Origin of the sequence: Aurantimonas coralicida DSM 14790 (assembly GCF_000421645.1) — a bacterium.
Classification (GTDB): domain Bacteria; phylum Pseudomonadota; class Alphaproteobacteria; order Rhizobiales; family Rhizobiaceae; genus Aurantimonas; species Aurantimonas coralicida.
Window position 1 is genome coordinate 28490 of the sequence record NZ_ATXK01000009.1, and the last position, 15553, is coordinate 44042.

At 66.2% G+C, this 15553-nt stretch carries 16 protein-coding genes and 1 tRNA gene; 15 read left to right on the forward strand and 2 right to left on the reverse strand.

Annotated elements, in window-relative coordinates; all coding sequences use genetic code 11:
* Window positions 1-61: 61 nt before the first annotated feature.
* The 7 genes from H536_RS0116770 to H536_RS0116800 all read left to right on the forward strand — a co-directional run bounded on the left by H536_RS0116770 (window position 62) and on the right by H536_RS0116800 (window position 5249).
* Window positions 62-313 carry a hypothetical protein gene (locus H536_RS0116770; RefSeq protein WP_024351565.1) on the forward strand — a complete coding sequence of 84 codons (252 nt, stop codon included), beginning with the start codon at window positions 62-64 and terminating at the stop codon, window positions 311-313.
* 7 nt (window positions 314-320) lie between these two features.
* Complete coding sequence (locus H536_RS0116775; RefSeq protein ID WP_024351566.1) at window positions 321-539, forward strand: hypothetical protein; 219 nt, start codon at window positions 321-323, stop codon at window positions 537-539.
* 233 nt (window positions 540-772) lie between these two features.
* Entirely contained in the window at window positions 773-1864 is a 1092-nt protein-coding gene (gene coxB / locus H536_RS0116780; RefSeq protein ID WP_024351567.1) for a cytochrome c oxidase subunit II, read from the forward strand.
* 9 nt (window positions 1865-1873) lie between these two features.
* Window positions 1874-3817: a cytochrome c oxidase subunit I gene (gene ctaD / locus H536_RS0116785; protein ID WP_024351568.1), complete on the forward strand. Its 1944-nt coding sequence runs from the start codon at window positions 1874-1876 to the stop codon at window positions 3815-3817.
* Window positions 3810-4427: a cytochrome c oxidase subunit 3 gene (locus H536_RS24935; protein ID WP_024351569.1), complete on the forward strand. Its 618-nt coding sequence runs from the start codon at window positions 3810-3812 to the stop codon at window positions 4425-4427. The genes ctaD and H536_RS24935 overlap by 8 nt, the downstream gene beginning before the upstream one ends.
* 4 nt (window positions 4428-4431) lie before the next feature.
* Window positions 4432-4881: a hypothetical protein gene (locus H536_RS0116795; RefSeq protein ID WP_024351570.1), complete on the forward strand. Its 450-nt coding sequence runs from the start codon at window positions 4432-4434 to the stop codon at window positions 4879-4881.
* 23 nt (window positions 4882-4904) lie between these two features.
* Window positions 4905-5249: a c-type cytochrome gene (locus H536_RS0116800; protein WP_244877517.1), complete on the forward strand. Its 345-nt coding sequence runs from the start codon at window positions 4905-4907 to the stop codon at window positions 5247-5249.
* Window positions 5250-5314: 65 nt separating this feature from the next.
* Here the strand turns inward: H536_RS0116800 and H536_RS0116805 are convergent, their stop codons facing one another.
* Window positions 5315-6175 carry a DUF305 domain-containing protein gene (locus tag H536_RS0116805; RefSeq protein WP_024351572.1) on the reverse strand — a complete coding sequence of 287 codons (861 nt, stop codon included), beginning with the start codon at window positions 6173-6175 and terminating at the stop codon, window positions 5315-5317.
* A 455-nt stretch (window positions 6176-6630) separates the two neighbouring features.
* Here H536_RS0116805 and H536_RS0116815 point away from each other — a divergent pair, with 455 nt between their 5' ends.
* The 6 genes from H536_RS0116815 to H536_RS0116840 all read left to right on the forward strand — a co-directional run bounded on the left by H536_RS0116815 (window position 6631) and on the right by H536_RS0116840 (window position 13815).
* Window positions 6631-10143, forward strand: a complete 3513-nt coding sequence (locus tag H536_RS0116815) for a chemotaxis protein CheB (RefSeq protein WP_029703478.1) — start codon at window positions 6631-6633, stop codon at window positions 10141-10143.
* On the forward strand, window positions 10140-10535 hold the full coding sequence (locus H536_RS0116820) for a response regulator (RefSeq protein WP_024351574.1): 396 nt from the start codon (window positions 10140-10142) through the stop codon (window positions 10533-10535). The genes H536_RS0116815 and H536_RS0116820 overlap by 4 nt, the downstream gene beginning before the upstream one ends.
* A 212-nt stretch (window positions 10536-10747) precedes the next feature.
* Entirely contained in the window at window positions 10748-11488 is a 741-nt protein-coding gene (locus tag H536_RS0116825; RefSeq protein ID WP_024351575.1) for a Crp/Fnr family transcriptional regulator, read from the forward strand.
* A 315-nt stretch (window positions 11489-11803) separates the two neighbouring features.
* Complete coding sequence (locus H536_RS0116830) at window positions 11804-12814, forward strand: sensor histidine kinase (protein ID WP_024351576.1); 1011 nt, start codon at window positions 11804-11806, stop codon at window positions 12812-12814.
* A gap of 147 nt (window positions 12815-12961) precedes the next feature.
* On the forward strand, window positions 12962-13384 hold the full coding sequence (locus tag H536_RS0116835) for a hypothetical protein (RefSeq protein ID WP_024351577.1): 423 nt from the start codon (window positions 12962-12964) through the stop codon (window positions 13382-13384).
* 158 nt (window positions 13385-13542) lie between these two features.
* The gene (locus H536_RS0116840; RefSeq protein WP_024351578.1) at window positions 13543-13815 is read left to right on the forward strand and encodes a hypothetical protein; all 273 of its coding nucleotides are present in this window, start codon (window positions 13543-13545) and stop codon (window positions 13813-13815) included.
* A 113-nt stretch (window positions 13816-13928) separates the two neighbouring features.
* Here H536_RS0116840 and H536_RS0116845 read toward each other — a convergent pair.
* Window positions 13929-14018 (reverse strand) — tRNA-Ser (locus tag H536_RS0116845).
* A gap of 348 nt (window positions 14019-14366) precedes the next feature.
* On the opposite strand from H536_RS0116845, the gene H536_RS0116850 reads away from it, so the two are divergent.
* Complete coding sequence (locus H536_RS0116850; RefSeq protein WP_155898529.1) at window positions 14367-14660, forward strand: hypothetical protein; 294 nt, start codon at window positions 14367-14369, stop codon at window positions 14658-14660.
* 34 nt (window positions 14661-14694) lie between these two features.
* Window positions 14695-15366 carry a peptide-methionine (S)-S-oxide reductase MsrA gene (gene msrA / locus H536_RS0116855; protein ID WP_029703481.1) on the forward strand — a complete coding sequence of 224 codons (672 nt, stop codon included), beginning with the start codon at window positions 14695-14697 and terminating at the stop codon, window positions 15364-15366.
* The last annotated feature ends 187 nt before the right edge of the window (window positions 15367-15553 follow it).

The following is a 15553-nucleotide window of genomic DNA, read 5'->3' on the forward strand; positions in this document are numbered from 1 at the left end:
TCATACTTTAGGGACACGTTTCCGCGGCTTCGCCAGAACGAAGGAAACGTGGAGACATTCGATGGATCAGACCCAGAAACAGGCGGTGGAAGCCGTCGCACGCGCAGCAGCCACGGGCTCGCTGATGATCGTCCGCCAGACCGCCAGGCGCATCGCCGCGGCCAACGGCATCACCGACGAGGAGCGGGTCGACGATCTCGCCCGCTTCATCATCGCCGAAGGCGGACGGCTCGGCGTGGCCATGGAACCGGGATCGCGGGAGGCCGTCGAGCGTCTGAAGGACGACGGGGCCGGCACGATCGTGGCCCTCTGACCCGCGGATGAGTGCAGTCGATCAGCCGGTCGGTGCCCTCGTGGCGAGCATGCGCGAGGCGGCACGCGAACGGGCCGTGTGGGCCGAGGGCCGCCGCGCCTGCCGGGAAGAGGGCCCGAACGCGCGCTTCGCCGGCACCAGCACCGCCGACCATGCCATCTGGCTCGCCGGCTTCGCCTATGAACAGGGGCGGCGACGGGCCGGTCGATCCTGGCCGGATCGATGATGGCGGCGATTGCCGGCTTACCATTCCGGCGCCGACAATGTCCGCTTCGCCCATGTGAGGGCAGCGCCCGCGTCCTGTCCGGCGAAGACGCCGCCGGTTGATCTTAAGGCCCGCCGCCTACATGCCGGCATGTCACCCGGATATCGTAAGCAATCGGGAGCGATCTGGCAGATGGGGACGACGCCGAAAATCTGCAGCGCAGAGGTTCCTCCAGGGTCCTTGCCGGGAGCCGCATGAGGACGGATCCTCATTCCCCGGTCGATCTTCGCGCCGCGGGCCTTCCCGTCCGGGTCCGGCCGGCCTTCGTGATGGCGGTCACGCTGGGCGGAACGGTCGCCGCCCCGCTGCCGGCCCGCCCAGCCGACACGCCGATGTATTACCTGGAGACCTTCGGCGCGAAGGGCGACATGACCGTGCCGTTGCTGTGGGGGCTGATCGCGGTCTCGGTGCTGGTGGTGGTCATCATCAGCGCCATGGTGATCATCGGGATCCTGCGTCGCCGCGATCCGGATCTGCAGGCGGGCGGCCGTATCATCGCGGTCTCGCGCCCGCCCGGCGGGATCGGCTGGATCCATGCCGGCCTCGTTCTGACGACGCTCGTCCTGATCGGCTACACCGCCTGGACGGTGGACCTCATGGCCCGGATTGCCGCGCCCGGGCGTGAACCGGTCTTTACGATCGAGGTGACGGCGCAGCAATTCTGGTGGGAGGCGCGCTATGTCGATCCCGACGATCCCGCACGCAGCTTCGAGACGGCCAACGAACTGCATATTCCCCTCGGGGAGCCGGTGCGCATCAAGCTGCGCTCGACCGACGTCATCCATTCCTTCTGGGTCCCGGCGCTGTCCGGCAAGACCGACGCCATTCCCGGGCAGATCAACGAGACCTGGATCCAGGGCGACCGGGTCGGCGTCTATCGCGGCCAGTGCACCGAATATTGCGGGCAGCAGCATACCAACATGGCCATGCGCATGTTCGTCGACGCGCCCGAGGACTTCACGGCCTGGTGGGATGCACAGGCCGCGGCTGCGGAGCCCACATCGCCCGGCTCGCTGGCGGACGCCGGACGGCAGGCGTTTCGCCTGCGCTGCGGCGCCTGCCATGCGGTGCGCGGCACCCGGTCCGCGGGCGAGATCGGGCCGGATCTCACCCATCTGATGAGCCGGACGACGATCGCCTCGGCAATGCTGCCCAATACGAAGGGGCACCTGTCGGGCTGGATCGCCGCGCCGCAGTCACTCAAGCCGGGCAGCCACATGCCCGATACGGGGATTTCGGGCCCCGAACTGCACGCCATCCGCACCTATCTCGCGACGCTGGACTGAGGGAAAGCCGTGGCAGAGCCGCATCAGAAGATCCCGCAGGCGGGCGTCGCGACCCCGGAACTGGAAGCCCGGCTCCAGGCGATCTGGGAAACGGATTCCGGCCTGATGGGCTGGATAGGCACCGTTGATCACAAGGAAATCGGCATCCGCTACATCGTCACGGCCTTCGCCTTCCTCATCGCGGGCGGCATCGAGGCACTGATTATGCGGATTCAGCTCGCCGGGCCCGAGCAGAGCGTGGTGACCCCGGAACAGTACGACCAGCTGTTCTCGATGCACGGCATCACGATGATCTTCCTCTATGCCCTGCCGATCCTGTCGGGCTTCTCGAACTATCTGTTCCCGCTGCTCTTCGGCTCGCGGGACATGGCGTTTCCGCGGCTGAACGCCTTCTCCTACTGGGTGTATCTGGCGTCCGGCCTGTTCATGTATTCCAGCTTCCTGATCGGCGCGGCGCCGAATGATGGCTGGTTCAACTACGCGCCCTATTCGCTGAAGGACTTCAATCCCGGCCCGAACATGGATTTCTATGCCCTCGGCATGATCTTCCTCGGCATATCCACGACGGTCGGCGCGGCGAACTTCGTCGTCACCTTCCTGCGCTGCCGGGCGCCCGGCATGTCGATCAACCGCATCCCGATCATGGTCTGGGGAACGACGACGATCTCGATGGGCATTCTCCTGTCCGTGCCGGCCGTCAGCCTCGCCTTCTTCCTGCTCTGGATGGACCGCCAGTTCGGGACGCATTTCTACGAGACCGGCGGGGGCGGCGAGCCGCTCCTGTGGCAGCATTTGTTCTGGATCTTCGCCCATCCCTGGGTCTACATCATCGTCCTGCCGGCCATGGGCATGGCGTCGGACGTCCTGCCGGTGTTCTGTCGGCGTCCCCTGGTCGCCTATACGCTCGTCGTGCTTGGAACGATCAGCACCATGGCGCTGGGGTTCGGCGTCTGGGTGCACCACATGTTCACCACCGGCATCCCCTTCCTGTCGATGTCGTTCTTCAGCGGTGCCTCCTTCATCATCACCATTCCCAGTGCGATCGCGGTCTTCGCCTGGGTCGCCACCATCTGGACCGGCCGGATCGTCGTCTCGACGGCCTTTCTCTATTTCGCCGCCTTCATCGCCATGTTCGTCATCGGTGGCGTCTCCGGCGTGATGACCGCGTCGGTGCCCGCCGATCTGCAATTGCACGACACCTATTTCGTCGTGGCGCACATCCATTACGTGCTGATCGGCATCAATCTGTTCGGCGTGCTCGGCGGGCTGCATTTCTGGTTTCCCAAGATGAGCGGGCGGATGCTGGGCGAGCGCCTCGGGCGCTGGACCTTCTGGACCATCTTCATCGGGTTCAATCTCGGCTTCCTGCCGATGCACTGGACCGGGCTTCTGGGCATGCCGCGCCGGATCTATACCTATCCGCAGGACGTCGGCTGGAGCGCGATGAACATGGTCACCACGGTGGGCAGCTTCATCTTCGCCGTCGGTTTCGCCATGCTCCTCATCAACGTGCTGGTCAGCCTGCGGCGCGGGGCGCCGGCCGGCGCCAATCCCTGGGACGCGCCGACGCTGGAATGGGCGGTCTCGTCGCCGCCGCCGCCCTACAATTTCGCAGTGCTGCCGGTCATCGCCAGCCGCCATCCCCTGTGGGAGAGCCGGCTCGACGAAGGCCGCGGCGATTCCTCCCTCGAACGCGGGCTGCTGCTCGACGATGGCAAGGAGATGCTGGTGACGACGCCGATCGACGCCCAGCCGGACCTGATCGTGAAGATGCCCGCCGACGATCCCTGGCCGTTCCTGGTGACCCTCGCCATGACCCTGGGCTTCGCCGCGCTTCTCCTGCACTGGTGGTGGGTTGCGGCCGGCGCAGGCCTGGCGATCCTCTTCGGCCTGCTTGCCTGGCTCTGGCCACGGGCCGATCTCGGCCAGAAGCGGGAGCCGGGCCATGCGTGATGCAGTTCCCATGGCCGAAGCGCCCCTGCAGATCGGATCGCTGGCGGTCGGCAGCATCGCCCGACGGGCTTCGGGCTGGTGGGGCATGGTGACCCTCGTTGCGACCGAGGCCGTCCTCTTTTCCTATCTCCTGTTCAGCTATTTCTACCTGGCCACCCAGTCCGGCCCGAACTGGTATCCGGCCGAGCTGCCGTCCTTCACGCTGTCGGCGCCGAGCACGGTCATCCTGATCGCCAGCAGTATCGCCGTCTGGTTTGCGGAAAAGGGCGCCGAAACCGGGTCGCGCGGCCGGCTGGTGGCGGGATTGCTGGTCGGCCTTGCGCTGGGCACGATATTCGTCGGCCTGCAGGTCAAGGAATGGCTCGACAAGCCCTTCACCCTGTCCGCCCATTCCTACGGTTCGATGTATTTCACGGTGACGGGGTTCCACCTGGCCCATGTCGTGGTCGGGCTCGTCATCCTGGCCGTGCTGACCGTGTGGAGCGCTCTCGGCTATTTCGACCGCCAGCGCATGGCGCCGGTCGCGATCGGCGCCCTGTACTGGCACTTCGTCGATGTCGTCTGGCTGGCAGTCTTCTTCAGTCTTTACATCACGCCCCATCTGAGGTGAGCGGATGACGGAACCGACACGCCCGATCTTCCATATCGGACATCCGGCGCCGGCCTCGGGCACGGTCGCGAACTGGCGCCTCATCGTCGGCATTGCCGGGGCTCCGGCCGCCTGGACCCTGCAATTGTCCGCCGCCACCGCCCTGGCCGGCAATGCCTGCATCGGCGGCGACGGCGCGAAACGTCCGGTTGTCGATCTCGATGGAATCGGCGCGATGATCGTTGCGGCGAATCTCGCGGCGCTGGTCCTTGCCCTGGCTTCGCTCGCGCTGGCGCTTCTCGCCTACCGCCAGACCCGGAAGCAATCCTCAGGTCGCCACCGGGACATTCTGGACACGGCGGAGGGGCGAAGCTGCTTTCTCGCCCTCTGGGGCGTGGGGATCGGCACGCTGTTCACCGTCGCCATCGTCTTCAACACCGTCTCGCTGTTCTGGACGAGCCTATGCGGTCTGTGATGCGTGCCGCCGCGGGCCTGGCGATGCTCGTTCCGCTCGTCCTCGCCGGCTGCGTGGACGATGCGGCGCACTCGCGAGCCGAGGCCATCGGCGATGTCGCGATCGGCGCGGTTCGCATCCGTCAGGCCGGCTGTGGCGCCTGCCACATCATCCCCGGCATCGACGGGGCCGAGGGTCTCGTCGGCCCGCCGCTCGACCATATGGCCAACCGGCTTTATCTCGCGGGGCTGCTGCGCAACACGCCGGCCAACATGATCCACTGGCTGCGCGAGCCCCAGGCGGTCGCACCGGGCAGCGTCATGCCCGACATGGGGCTGACGGAGCAGCAGGCCCGCGACATCACGGCCTATCTCTATACGCTGGAGTGACCGGCGCCGCCTCGCAGGGAGCGGGCGGCAACCGGTCGGTCAGCGGGCGCGGCGATGCGGCCTGTTCAGGCGGCCCTACATTCGTAGAAACCGCGATAGCCGATGGTCAGGCCCTGATCGAGCGTGAAGACCAGTTCGGCATCGGAGCGCCAGTCGGCCTCTTCCCCCAGGGGACGGACGGCGACGGACACGCCCGGCGCGCCGTAGACGACGCCGGTCTCCGTCCGGTCCTGCGCTTCCAGCGGCACGAGGACGCCGTTCAGCTTCATGGCTCCGTCGGCGCCGTCCTGCGCGGCCCAGAAGATGGGATCAGTCTCGCGGCTGCGGTGGAAGACGCAGCGCGGTCCGGCTGCAAGGATCTCGTCTGCCTCGGCCTTTGGCATCGGGGAGGGGTCGAGCGTCGAGACCAGGGCCTGGCCGAGGGCGTCCTCGATGGTGCCGACCTCGGCCGGCGGGTCCTGATAGATGGAATCGACCGTGTTGCCGGCCGACACCTCGGCGATGAGGTAGCGCATCTCGGCGATTTCGCGCCGCTGCGCCTCGATGATCTCGTCCGCCATCTTCCGCACGCGCGGATCGCGAATCTGTGCCCGCTCGGAGGTCATGATGGCGATGGAATGGTGCGGGATCATCGCCTGCATGTAGCTCGGCCCGGAGACCGTGACCTGGCTGCGCACGAGCCACAGGGAGAGCGCGAAGACGACGATGGCGCCTGCGAAGATCGCGATGTTCAGCGCCTTGTTGGCATACATTCCCAGCATGTAGGCCAGCATGATGACGGCCATGGTGGCGCCCATCAGGATCGCCATGTAGGTGCGCGTCTCCGAAAAGAAGACGTGCTCCAGGGCGTAGGTGTTGAGATACATCAGGATGAACATCACCACGGTCGAGGTGAGGATCATCAGTCCAAATCGCACGTAGGACATCGGTCTGGCTTCTCCTTGATCGGCCTGCGGGGTAGGGGCGGGTGATGCAGCCACCGTTGCGAGCCTCACCAGCAAACGGGAGGCACTTCCCGCCGGGGTTGGCTCGTCGCCCCTCCCACCTGTTGCCTGCAGGGCATCGGCCGGACGGCATGCGGAACGCTCGCCGACCGCGCAGCTTTTTGGCCGAACGGGTCGCGGCGCGACGGGTTCCTCACGACTTCGAGAGGCGCCTACTCACCCAAGGTCAGGAACAGGCCGTCATGCCGCAGCGCCATGCGGGCGAAGCGCTGCGCTCGCGACCCTATCCCCGCGCTAACGTAAGCCAGCCACATGATCGACGCCGGTCCCGACGGGTGCGCGCTGTCAAATGTGCAACCGTGGCGTATATCCAAGGGGGAATGACGCAGATTCGATGAGGCTTCATGTCCGACGGGAGCGCTGGTCCAGGCGCCAATATGCAACGCTTCACGCCGGTCTGCGCCATCGGCGCGTCCGCAGGTGGCGTCTCGGCGCTCCGCAGCTTCTTCCGGCAGATTCCCGACGATCTCGGACTGGCCTATGTGGTCATCGTCCATCTGGCGCCCGACCATCCGAGCGCCCTGAGCGAGATCCTGGCGGCCTGCACCTCCATGCCGGTTCACGAGGTCCATGACGGGCCCGCCCTGAAGCCCAACTGCGTCTATGTGATCTCGCCCGATCGCGAACTGGTCATCGAAGGCGATTCGATCGCCGCCCGTCCCTTTACCGAACCTCGAGGGCATCGCGCGCCGATCGACATGTTCTTCCGCTCCATCGCGGCCGGGCGCGGCGATGGTCTGGCGGTGGTCATGACCGGGGCCGGCTCGGACGGTGCGATCGGCATTCGCTCGATCAAGGAGGCGGGCGGCGTCGTCTTCGTGCAGGAGCCGGCCGAGGCGGGCTTTCCGTCGATGCCGCACAGCGCCATCGCCACCGGCGCGGCGGATTTCGTCGGCCCCATCGCCCGGCTGGTGGAGCGGATCGGCGAGGTCGCGCGCAGCAAGGAGGCGGTTCGCTCGCTCGACGAGGGCGGCGCGGCCAACGATTTGCGCCGCATCACCACCTTCCTGCGGGCCCGGACCGGACACGACTTCTCCAGCTACAAGCGCGCGACGGTGATGCGCCGCGTGCTGCGCCGCATGCAGGTCAACCGCATCACCAGCATCGCCGAATATGCCGACTATCTGAAGAGCACGCCGGAAGAGGCGCAGGACCTGTTCGGCGACCTCCTGATCTCGGTGACCATGTTCTTCCGGGACAATGACGCCTTCGCGTCGCTCGCGCGCTGCGCCATCGCGCCGATCTTCGACAATCTGGAGGAAGAGGGCATCCGCGCCTGGGTCGCCGGCTGCGCCACCGGCGAGGAGGCCTACAGCCTGGCCATCCTGATGCTGGAGGAAGCGGAGCGGCGCAAGGTGCAGGTGCCGATCCAGATCTTCGCCAGCGATCTCGACGAGGGCGCTTTGGCGACGGGCCGGCAGGGCCGCTACCCCCATTCGATCCGTGCCGATGTCAGCGACGAGCGCCTCGCCCGCTACTTCCACGACGACGGCACCCATTACCGGGTCAACCAGGAGGTCCGCGACTGCGTCCTGTTCGCGTCGCACAGCGTGCTGCGCGATCCGCCCTTCCTGCGGCTGGATCTCGTCGCCTGCCGCAACCTGCTGATCTATCTGGAGCGCTCGCTGCAGAAGCAGATCTGCTCGATCTTCCACTACGGGCTGCGGGGCAACCGCTATCTGTTCCTCGGCTCGGCCGAGACCGCAGATTCCAGCCCGGACCTGTTCGCCACCGTCGAGCGGGACGCGCGGATCTATCGCAGCCTGCCCAAGGCACCCGGCATGCAGCCCGAACTGCCGCAACTCGTCGCCGACCATCGCGCCACGGGCTACGCGCAGGCCGCCGAGCCGCATGTGGCGCGCGACGGACGGGCGGCGACGCCGACCGATACCCACGCTTCGGCACTCGAACGCTTCGCGCCGCCCAGCGTGCTGGTCGATGCCGGCTACAACATCCTGCACATGTCGCCGACGGCAGGCCGGTTCATCCTGCACTCGTCCGGTCCGTTCACCAGCCGGCTCTCGGCGGTCGTGCGGCCGGAGCTGCGGCTCGATCTGAAGATGGCGCTCGGCAAGGCGTTCGATCAGAAGCTGCCGACGGTGACCCATCCGGTAGCGGTGGACATGGAAGGGGCGATCCGCAGGATTACCCTGTCGGTGATCCCCGTGACCCACGGGACGGCCGCTCCCGTGCAGACGCTGGTCCTGTTCAATGACGGGGGGGCCGCCGAGATCGACGAGGGCCCGGATCCCGAAGCCCTTGCCGAGCCCGGCGAGATGCGCCGCCTCCATGCCGAGCTGAAGGCCGCGCAGGAGGCGCTGGTCGCCAGCCGCCACGAGCACGAGGCCTCGATCCAGGATCTGAGGGCGGCGAACGAGGAACTGCAATCCATCAACGAAGAGTACCGGTCCACCTCCGAGGAACTGGAAACCTCCAAGGAGGAGCTGCAGTCGATCAACGAGGAACTGCAGACGGTCAATGCCGAGCTGAAGGTCAAGCTGCAGAGCATTTCCTCGGCGCACAGCGACCTGCAGAACCTGACCACGGCGACCGAGATCGGCACGCTCTTCCTCGACGCCCAGCTGCGCATCAAGATGTTCACGCCGCCCGTCGCGGCATTGTTCAACGTCGCCGAGAGCGATGTCGGCCGGCAGATTACCGACTTCACCCATCAGCTCGAGCATGACGGCATCGAGCGGGAGGTGAAGAAGGTCTTGCGCGATCTGGCGCCGCTGGAAAGCGAGGTCTGCAGCCGGAACGGACGCTGGTACATGATGCGGGTGCGCCCCTATCGCACCATCGAGGACCGGATCGACGGCACGGTGATGACCTTCGTCGACATCACCGAGCGCCTCGAGATGGAGCGCCGGTTGGCCGAGTCGGAACGCCGGCTGCGGGCGCTCGTCCAGGCCAGTGCGCAGGTCATGTACCGGATGAACTCGGACTGGTCGCGCATGCGCGAGCTGTCCGGCGAGGCGGGCCTTGGCGATGACGACAGCGGCGGCGACAACTGGTTCGCCCGCTTCATCCAGCCCGAAGACCGTCAGCAGGTCGAGGAGACGGTCACCGCGGCTATCGCCCGTCAGGCCCCTTTCGAGATCGAATACCGGACCCGGCGCGCCGATGGCACCGGCGCCTGGGCGCTGGCGCGGGCCGTCCCGATCTTCGACGGGTCCGGCGCGCTGACCGAATGGTTCGGCATCGCCAGCGACATTACAGAGAGCAAGGACTTCCAGGAGCGCCAGCGGGTTCTCGTCGCCGAATTGCAGCACCGCACCCGCAACCTTCTCGGCGTGGTTCGCTCGCTGGCCGATAAGACCGCCGAAGGGGCAGAGTCCACCCAGTCCTTCCTGGCGAAATATCACACCCGTCTCGACGCCCTGTCGCGGGTCAACGGCATGTTGTCGCGACTGGAAAGCGGCCAGCGCGTGACCTTTCTGGAACTCGTCCACGCCGAGCTGGCCGCCCAGGGCGGCGATCCGGACACGCTGGGCGACCGGGTGGTGCTGGACGGGCCGGCGGATGTCGAGCTGCGCTCCGCGACGCTCCAGACCTTCGCACTGGCGATCCATGAACTGACCACGAATGCGACCAAATACGGTGCGCTGGTGGGGAACGGCCGGCTGGCCGTATCGTGGCGCCGGCAGACGGACGCGAACGGCGTGGAATTCCTGCATCTCGAATGGATCGAAACCGGCGTGGAGATGAGCCTGGAACGCAAGAGCCCGATGTCGGCCGGCGGCTTCGGCCGGGAACTCATCGAGAAGGCTCTGCCTTTCCAGCTTGATGCGCGTACGACCTATCGCCTGACCGACGATGGCGTCGAATGCACGATCGATCTCCCGGTCAGGCGGATATCGCAAGGCGGTAACGAGAGGAGCGAACCATGAATATGGTGGCGAACAGGCAGAGTGATCGCCGGCTCGACCTTTCCGGCAAACGCGTGCTTCTCGTCGAGGACGAGTACTTCCTCGCCGAAGACATGAGCCGCAGCCTGCGATCGTCCGGCGCCGAGGTGCTGGGGCCCTTTGCCGATGTGAACGGCGCCATGCGTTGCCTGGAAACCGAGACGGTGGTCAGCGCGGCGATCCTCGACATCAATCTGCGCGGCGAGATGATCTTCCTGCTTGCCGACGCCCTCGGCGCGCGCAACGTCCCCTATGTCTTCTCGAGCGGCTATGAACGCTGGGCCATTCCGCAATCCTACAGCAAGGTCCCGCTCTACGAGAAGCCGACCGACGCCGCCAGGCTGATGCGCGAGCTGTTCGGCCAAGGGCGGTAGCCTTTCGGCGCGCAGCGGCGGGCTCCCGCAGGCGGATCGGTCCGCTTGGGTCATGCCTATGGAAACAGTGCTTTACAGAAAAAGGTGAGGCCACCATCCAGCGGAGTGATAGGTTATCGGGCTGAGCGGAGTCGATCGCTGCAGCCCCCCTCGCGGGCATGATCTTTCGAGGAGGATTCCCTTCGACAGGCGATCGTCCGGACTGGAGTGCAATGCCCCACAAGCTGATCCGCAAGCTCGAGCATTTCACGCGGCTGGCATCGGACGATCGGGACGCTCTCGAGGCGCTCGCGCAGCATCGGCAGCGCGTCTACCGGGCCCGCGAAACGATCATCAACGAGGGCGACAAGCCGGAGGTCGTCAATCTGTTCCTCGACGGATGGGCCTGCCGCTACAAGGATTTGGAGAACGGCAAGCGGCAGATCATGTCGATCTTCGTTCCCGGCGACATCTGCGACCTGAACATCTTCATCCTTAAATACATGGATCATTCGATCGCGGCGCTGACATCGGTCACGGTCGTGGAGATCTCGCGCGATGCCTTCGAACGCGCCATCGCCCGAAGCCCCCGCGTGATGCAGGCGCTGTGGTGGGACACGCTGGTTACGGCGGCGGTCCAGCGGGAATGGACGATGAATGTCGGCCAGCGCGACGCGCGCGAGCGCATCGCCCATCTGATCTGCGAACTCTACACGCGGCTCGATTGCGTCGGGCTCGTCACCGATGGCGCCTGCCTGTTTCCGCTGACCCAGAGCGAGCTCGGCGAGGCGACCGGCCTGACACCCGTCAGCGTCAACCGCGTGCTGCAGGATCTGCGCAGGTCCAACCTCATTCATCTGCACGATTCCCGCCTGCGCATTCTCGATCTGCCGGGTCTGCAGCAGGCCGCCATGTTCAATCCGAACTATCTGCACCTCGGTCAAGAAGGCAGCCATCTGGCGGCAAATACCTAGCCGTGCGCAGAAAATGCCGACAATCGTCTGAACCGAACCAGAGCGGAGGCGGTTGGGTGTCTGGAAAACGCAATGATCGGGCAAGGCTGCCGCGAGGATGCAAAGGCCCGAAGGGCATCTTACGCGACAACGCTTTGCTTCTGTTTGCGGGGAGAGTTTCGTGGAGCCGGGAGACAATGTTGAAGACCCGGATAGGCCTTGGCCCGGGACGCGATCCGTCGGGGATCGAATGATTGGTGTCGCCCGGGCGGGCTCTCTCCTCGTCCTCATGACGGCGGCAAGCGGGGCCGGATCCGCACGCGAAAGGGCGGCCTGATGGCCGGGCCGGACCGTTCGCAATCGCGCTCCCGACAGGCGAGGGAGGCCTGGCTGTCGACGATCATTGAGGCGGTTCCGGCGCTCTTGTGGGCCTTTGCCGCGGATGGACGATGGTCCTGGGCGAGCCCGCAATGGGTGAGCTACACGGGCCTCGATCCGGCGGAAGACCGCCGGCGCGGCTGGCTCGAGGCGGTTCACCCCGAGGACCGCGAGACCGCCCTGGCGGCAAGCGTGCCTGCGGACGAGCCGGGCCGCGCCGCCCATATCCGCATGCTCGAGGCGCGAACCGGCAGCTACCGGTGGTTCAAGATCATGGGGTCTGCGCTTCCCGTTCCCGATCCGGACAATACCGACGCGCCGGCCTGGCTGGTCACCGCGACCGATGTCGACGATCTGCAGAATCTGAGGAACGAGCAGCGCCGGCTTCTGGCGGAACTGCAGCACCGCGTGCGCAACAATCTGGCGAACATCCGCTCGATCGTACGGCGCACCGGCGAAACGAGCGCCAGCGTCACCGATTTCGCGGGCCATCTGGAGGGGCGGCTCGACGCGCTGGGCCGCATCCAGACCTATGTCGCCCGCAGTCCGGCCGGCGACGTCGCGCTGGTCGAGATCGTTGCCGAGGAAATCCTGGCTGGCGCCCTGCGCGAAGGCGAGAATGTTCACATCGACGGTCCGTCGATCCGTTTGCCGGCGCGCATTGCCGAACCGCTTGCCCTCGCCATTCACGAACTGACCCAGAACGCCATCAAATACGGGCCGCTGATGACGCCCGACGGATCGGTGCGCGTCACATGGCGGCTGGACGATCGGGACGGAACGCGGTGGCTCGACTTCGAATGGGCCGAGACGGGGCTGCGCGATCCGCTGCCCGAAACGATCCGCGACGGTTTCGGCTTCGAGCTCCTGAAACGCACACTCGGCTACCAGATCGACGCCCACACGACGATCCGGCTTGATCGGCACAAGATGGAATGTGAGATTTCGATACCGCTCGGCAAGGCATAGGCGAACGGCCGATCCACGACGCGGCGGGGGACCTTCCGGCCAATCGGCGAGCTTCCATGTTGAGCGGCCGTGGCGGAGCGGCGCCGTGGCTCGGGTGGGGCACCGGTTTCGCAGATCGCTGACTGCAAGCCACTGGGGGGGGAGGCGATGCGCCGATCGAGCCTGATCCTGAAGAACCTCCGGTTGAGCGTGATGGACAATTCATCGGCCTTCGCCTTCTCGACGACCATCACGGGCTCTTTCGCGCTGCTGAACCTCGTCGCCCCCGCTTCGGCGGTGCGAATCTTCGCCGGGGCTGCCGGCACCGTTCTGGCCTTCATGGTGGCCGAATGGCTGGCTCTCCTGTTCCTGCGCCACCAGCCGGACGATGAATCCACCAGCACCCGGCTGTTCGGCCGCATGATGAACTTCGTCTCCGTCGGCCTGGCGCTGGGCGTCACCACTCTGATCGGCCACTGGCTGTCGGGAACGACCAGCTGGTTCGTCGCGGGGCTGCTGTCCAGCCTGGTGTTCATCCTCATCGAAGGGCTGGAACTTGCGGTCGCCGAAGCAAGGGAAGCGGACGAATGAGCGCCTCCGCCTGCATGGCGTGAAGCACGCTGTCAGCGAGAGGCTTTCAAACCGGGCGACCGGGCCGAAACAATAAGGTCTGCTTATACCAGTTAAGCGAGCGGCTCGCCGGGACCGGCCAGACTGGGACGATCGAGGAGATCGAATCGGAGCGGGCGATGCAGATGTCGTTGAGGGAGGCCATCGGCGAAGCGGTGGAACGCGCACACGATGCAGGATCGCTCGTCTTCGGCGAGATCAAGGCCAGCATCCTGGCCGGATACGCCCTGCAGGACCCGCTCGACGAAACCGCCATCGAGCTCGGCATCATTCAGGAAGCCTCCCGCCGCAGCCTTCCGCTCCGGTTCGAGAAGGCCCGAAACCCGCTGCGATCCGACGGATTCGATGGAGGCTCCGCGCAGGCGTTCGGCCACCAGGTTCCGGCGTGCTAGGCGCGAACAGGACGCAGGATGATGGTGCGGAACGCTTTGCGACGCCGCAGTTTCCTGAATATCGAAATTTGTCAGAGGTTTGTCGCCGACGCCGCGGGCGGGCGGGCGTTTAATGGCGGTGAGAGAGGGATTCGAACCCTCGATACGGTTTCCCGTATACACGCGTTCCAGGCGTGCGCCTTCAACCACTCGGCCACCTCACCAGATGTTCGAGGCTACAAACGGGCGGTCTGGCCGTCTGTGACGCCTGAAAGGCGACCGGGCCGGAGCGCACCAAATCAGTGCGTTCGCGGCCCTCTCGAACGGCGCGGACTATAGCCAGAACGCTTCGCGGTTCAAGAGCCGATTTCGCCAAACCGTGATGCGGCCTTCTGCCAGCGGCGATTGTGCCGGCGCGGCAGTGCCCCCACCTATCCTCAGTGGGCCATTCGATTGTGCTAGTCTCGCCGTCACGGCTGCTTCGCCGCAGGCCGTCGGCATGACGGGCGAGATGATGGGGCCGGGCCGCCGGAAGCGCGAAGCGGGCCACGGAACGACGCGAGGGAGAAACGATGCGATTGCTGCTGCGCCTGATCGGAACGCTGTTCCTCTGTGTGTGCGTGGTGTTCGCCGTCGGCGACATCGCCCGCAGCCTGGCGGCCGAAACGGCGCGGCTTCTGACCGTCGCCGAGGCGCTGGCCCTTATCGGCAGCAGCCTGCCGCCGGCGACCGACAGCGCGACGCTGGCCACCGCGACCCGCGAGATCGGCCGCTGGTCCGTGGCGATCACCGCGGGCGTTGCCGGCCTCGTCTTCCTCGTCCTCGGCCGCAAGCCATGGTCCCGGCGCCGGCCGTCGCTGCGCTGACCGGACCGCCAGAAACGACAGTTAGGAGCAGACCATGTATATTCTCGACATGTTTTCCAAGAAGATGAAGCTGCCGGGCGCCGAGGATGCGCTGCCGGGCCGCGATGCGCCGATCGAGACGGCCGAGACCCATTTCGTCAATGGCGAGGCGCTGAAGGGCCCGTTCGCCGACGGGCTGGAGACGGCGATCTTCGGGATGGGCTGCTTCTGGGGCGTCGAGCGCAAGTTCTGGCAGTTGCCGGGCGTGGTGGTGACGGCCGCCGGCTATGCCGCCGGCACGACGCCGAACCCGACCTACCAGGAAGTCTGCACCGGCCAGACCGGTCACAACGAGGTGGTGCTGGTGGTCTTCGATCCGGCCAGGATCAGCTACGAGACGCTGCTCAAGACCTTCTGGGAAGGCCACGACCCGACCCAGGGGATGCGCCAGGGCAACGACATGGGCACCCAGTACCGCTCGGGGATCTACCTGACCTCGGAGGATCAGCGGGCTGCCGCCGAGGCGTCGAAGGCCGCCTATCAGGAGGCGCTGACGGCCGCCGGCCACAAGGGGACGATTACCACCGAGATTCGCCCGGCCGGCGAGTTCTATTATGCCGAGGGCTATCACCAGCAATATCTGGCGAAGAATCCGAGCGGCTATTGCGGCGTCGGCGGCACCGGCGTGTCGTGTCCGGTGGGGCTCGGGGCGGAAGCGGCGCAATAGCGCCGGCGGCAGGATAGGGCGGGGTGCGGGCGCGTTCCGGCCATCGAAGCGCTGCCCCGAAGCCAGTTCGTCGCCGGAGCGGTGGTTCCGGCGTTTTGGCATGGGTCCTCGGGTCGAGCCCGAGGATGACGCTGCGGATGTTTCAGCCGGGGAAGTCGTCTGCCGCTTTGTAGGCGATCCGTTTGGG

What these genes read in the sequence shown, in the direction of transcription:
- H536_RS0116830 (WP_024351576.1), top strand. Translation starts at nt 11,804, where the DNA reads ATGGCCGGGCCGGACCGTTCGCAATCGCGCTCCCGACAGGCGAGGGAG.
- H536_RS0116840 (WP_024351578.1), top strand. Translation starts at nt 13,543, where the DNA reads ATGCAGATGTCGTTGAGGGAGGCCATCGGCGAAGCGGTGGAACGCGCA.
- H536_RS0116820 (WP_024351574.1), top strand. Translation starts at nt 10,140, where the DNA reads ATGAATATGGTGGCGAACAGGCAGAGTGATCGCCGGCTCGACCTTTCC.
- msrA (WP_029703481.1), top strand. Translation starts at nt 14,695, where the DNA reads ATGTATATTCTCGACATGTTTTCCAAGAAGATGAAGCTGCCGGGCGCC.
- H536_RS0116835 (WP_024351577.1), top strand. Translation starts at nt 12,962, where the DNA reads ATGCGCCGATCGAGCCTGATCCTGAAGAACCTCCGGTTGAGCGTGATG.
- H536_RS0116815 (WP_029703478.1), top strand. Translation starts at nt 6,631, where the DNA reads ATGCAACGCTTCACGCCGGTCTGCGCCATCGGCGCGTCCGCAGGTGGC.
- H536_RS0116770 (WP_024351565.1), top strand. Translation starts at nt 62, where the DNA reads ATGGATCAGACCCAGAAACAGGCGGTGGAAGCCGTCGCACGCGCAGCA.
- coxB (WP_024351567.1), top strand. Translation starts at nt 773, where the DNA reads ATGAGGACGGATCCTCATTCCCCGGTCGATCTTCGCGCCGCGGGCCTT.
- H536_RS0116850 (WP_155898529.1), top strand. Translation starts at nt 14,367, where the DNA reads ATGCGATTGCTGCTGCGCCTGATCGGAACGCTGTTCCTCTGTGTGTGC.
- H536_RS24935 (WP_024351569.1), top strand. Translation starts at nt 3,810, where the DNA reads ATGCGTGATGCAGTTCCCATGGCCGAAGCGCCCCTGCAGATCGGATCG.
- H536_RS0116825 (WP_024351575.1), top strand. Translation starts at nt 10,748, where the DNA reads ATGCCCCACAAGCTGATCCGCAAGCTCGAGCATTTCACGCGGCTGGCA.
- H536_RS0116775 (WP_024351566.1), top strand. Translation starts at nt 321, where the DNA reads ATGAGTGCAGTCGATCAGCCGGTCGGTGCCCTCGTGGCGAGCATGCGC.
- H536_RS0116800 (WP_244877517.1), top strand. Translation starts at nt 4,905, where the DNA reads ATGCTCGTTCCGCTCGTCCTCGCCGGCTGCGTGGACGATGCGGCGCAC.
- H536_RS0116795 (WP_024351570.1), top strand. Translation starts at nt 4,432, where the DNA reads ATGACGGAACCGACACGCCCGATCTTCCATATCGGACATCCGGCGCCG.
- H536_RS0116805 (WP_024351572.1), bottom strand. Translation starts at nt 6,175, where the DNA reads ATGTCCTACGTGCGATTTGGACTGATGATCCTCACCTCGACCGTGGTG.